Origin of the sequence: Streptococcus danieliae (assembly GCF_013415245.1) — a bacterium.
In the GTDB taxonomy this organism is placed as follows: Bacteria; Bacillota; Bacilli; order Lactobacillales; family Streptococcaceae; genus Streptococcus; species Streptococcus danieliae_A.
This window is the reverse complement of record NZ_JACBXX010000043.1, coordinates 1-2,878: the sequence shown is the minus strand read 5'-3', so window position 1 is coordinate 2,878 and position 2,878 is coordinate 1. Positions and strand designations below refer to the sequence as shown.

Sequence of the window (2,878 nt, the reverse complement as noted above, 5' to 3'; positions counted from 1 at the left end):
CGCAGGTGGTTACCAAAAGGGACCAAAGAAACAACTCCCAAAGAAGTCGCTTTTATTGAAAATTGGATAAACAATTATCCTAAAAAATGTTTGGACTACAAGTCACCAAAGGAATTTCTTAGTGGTGGCTAATTTCAACTTGAAATTTAGCATTTTTTCATTCCATTTTCATTTTTTGTGAAAATGAGGGACTTTTTACCTATTTCCGTGTCTATTGTGGTATACTGGATAAGTTACAATGAAGTTGGTGGGATGGGAGCGTGTGCTCAAAATGGATGGCATCTCATCGCCTGTTCCTGGGGATAGGGACCGAAATTGTAAGAGGTCCATCCGAATCGATTTGATAGAAAGAAGATACCATTGAAATTTATAGAATTAGGTTTATCGCAAGAATTATTGACTGAAATTGAGAAAGCCGGTTTTGAAGAAGCCAGCCCCATTCAGGAGCAGACGATTCCCTTGGCCTTGACTGGCAAAGACGTTATTGGTCAGGCACAGACTGGTACAGGGAAAACGGCTGCTTTTGGTTTGCCAACCTTAGAAAAAATTAGACCACAAGAGGCGACGATTCAGGCCTTGGTAATTGCGCCAACGCGGGAATTGGCAGTTCAGAGTCAGGAAGAGTTGTTCCGTTTCGGGCGCTCCAAGGGAGTGCGAGTTCGCTCTGTTTATGGGGGATCCAGCATTGAGAAGCAAATCAAGGCTTTGAAGGCCGGGGCGCATATTGTGGTGGGAACACCGGGTCGTCTCTTGGACTTGATCAAACGCAAGGCTTTGAAGCTGGATAAGATTGAAACCTTGATTTTGGATGAGGCCGATGAGATGTTGAACATGGGCTTCTTGGATGATATTGAAGCGATTATTGAGCGCGTGCCTGCAGATCGTCAAACCTTGCTTTTCTCAGCAACCATGCCAGATGCGATTAAGCGGATTGGTGTGCAATTTATGAAAGAGCCGGAGCATGTCAAAATTGCTGCCAAGGAATTGACCACAGAATTGGTTGATCAATACTATATCCGGATCAAAGAGCAAGAGAAGTTTGATACTATGACGCGGCTGATGGATGTGGAGCAGCCGGAATTAGCCATTGTCTTTGGTCGGACCAAGCGTCGGGTTGATGAGTTGACTCGTGGCTTGAAAATTCGTGGTTTCCGTGCTGAAGGAATCCATGGAGACTTGGATCAGGGCAAACGCCTCCGTGTGCTTCGAGATTTCAAAAATGGCAACTTGGATGTCTTGGTCGCAACAGACGTTGCAGCGCGTGGTTTGGACATCTCCGGTGTAACCCATGTCTACAACTACGATATTCCACAAGACCCGGAGAGCTATGTCCATCGTATTGGTCGTACAGGTCGGGCTGGTAAATCTGGTCAATCCGTAACCTTTGTTTCTCCAAATGAGATGGGCTACCTGCAAATTATTGAGAACTTGACCAAAAAACGGATGAAGGGCCTCAAACCACCAACAGCAGAAGAAGCCTACCAAGCGAAAAAGAAAGTTGCACTTGGGAAAATTGAACGCGACTTTGCGGCAGAAGATTTTGCAGCCAAGGCTGCTAAAGTCAGCAAGGACGCCCTGCAATTGGCGAGTGAATTTTCTCCAGAAGAATTGGCAGCTTACATTCTAACCCTAGTGGTACAAGACCCAGCAGACCTACCAGAAGTAGAAATTGCCCGTGAAAAACCACTGCCATTTAAACCCTCTGGCAATAGCCATGGTGGACGGGGACGCGGCGGACGCCGTGACGGTGGCTACCGCTCCGGAAACCGCGACCGGAACCGTCGTGACAATTATCGCGACAACCGCCGCAACGACCGCTATGACCGCGACAACCGCTACCGTAAAAATAAAAACCAAAAACCACAAAACACCTCCAGCGAAAAGAAAACCGGCTTCGTCATCCGCAACAAAGGAGATAAGTAAAAATGTCCAGTGGACATTTTTACCCCGAGCCTAGAAATAAAAAAGCGAGGCTAGTGAATCCGAGCCTAGAAACCAGAGAGCGGTCGAGGCTGGGACAGAACTAAATTTTTTCAAATTTAGTTCTGTCCCACTCCCGAGTTTCCAAATCAAGGAATCGGAGTGTTTTCTATTTTGATGACTGATTGGAGTTTGCTTCGTAAATAGGCTTGAACCTCAAGCAATTGCTGTTGTTTAAAAGAACCACTTTCCAAATGGAGAGTGGTTTCCTTGTTTTTGCGCGAAGAAGAGGTGGTCGAACCTTAGTCCGCTTCCCCTTTTATGCGGCACTGGCTCAGAATGAGTACATAAAGCAGGGCATGCCAATTAATGAGGATGCTTGTTTGGGCGAAGATAGCTAGAGGCGAATGAGAAGTGTAGAGGAAGACCAGATTCATAAGCATAAATAAGAAGTAGGGCAGTCTAATCGTTTTAAGGAGTAGTCGCCTTCTTCGCTGGATATTCTTTTTTGGTTGTTTTTTGTAAAAACCTTGATTGGCGATTCCGAAGATGATGACTGAGATAAGGGTCCAAAAAGTGATAGGAATCACTATCGAGGGTGAGAGAATCTTCAGATAGGCGGCGAGTGCTAGTTCAAAAGCTCTTGCAATAAGGATAGTGTAGATAAAAGAGTGGTTCATAAAAAATCTCCCGAGGAATTTGTTTGCCTCTTTAGTTTACCACCAAAAAAAGCCAGTAGCCGTAGAATGTTTCAAAAGGTCACTCAAATGTCCTGAATGGTAATCCTGAGACAGCAGGTGATTTTCAGACAGAAAGTAGGGGATGTGCTATAATCCCGACTTTATCACCTAAAAATAGACAAAGACCAGCTAACCCCTTGTGCCCCAAGGGATTTGGCTAGTCTTTTTTCTTATTTGGGTGTTGTATATGGAGCCTTAGCGTAGTTTTTTAGCTCTTC

Annotated in this window: 2 protein-coding genes and 1 pseudogene; all 3 read left to right on the top strand. The window is 45.1% G+C overall.

Annotation, left to right across the window (positions count from 1 at the left end; all coding sequences use genetic code 11):
• Positions 1-132, top strand: a pseudogene (locus tag HZY94_RS00980) (IS30 family transposase); the annotation flags it as partial.
• A gap of 228 nt (positions 133-360) precedes the next feature.
• Positions 361-1,923: a DEAD/DEAH box helicase gene (locus HZY94_RS00975; RefSeq protein WP_179924616.1), complete on the top strand. Its 1,563-nt coding sequence runs from the start codon at positions 361-363 to the stop codon at positions 1,921-1,923.
• A gap of 227 nt (positions 1,924-2,150) precedes the next feature.
• On the top strand, positions 2,151-2,321 hold the full coding sequence (locus HZY94_RS10310) for a hypothetical protein (protein ID WP_218925688.1): 171 nt from the start codon (positions 2,151-2,153) through the stop codon (positions 2,319-2,321).
• The last annotated feature ends 557 nt before the right edge of the window (positions 2,322-2,878 follow it).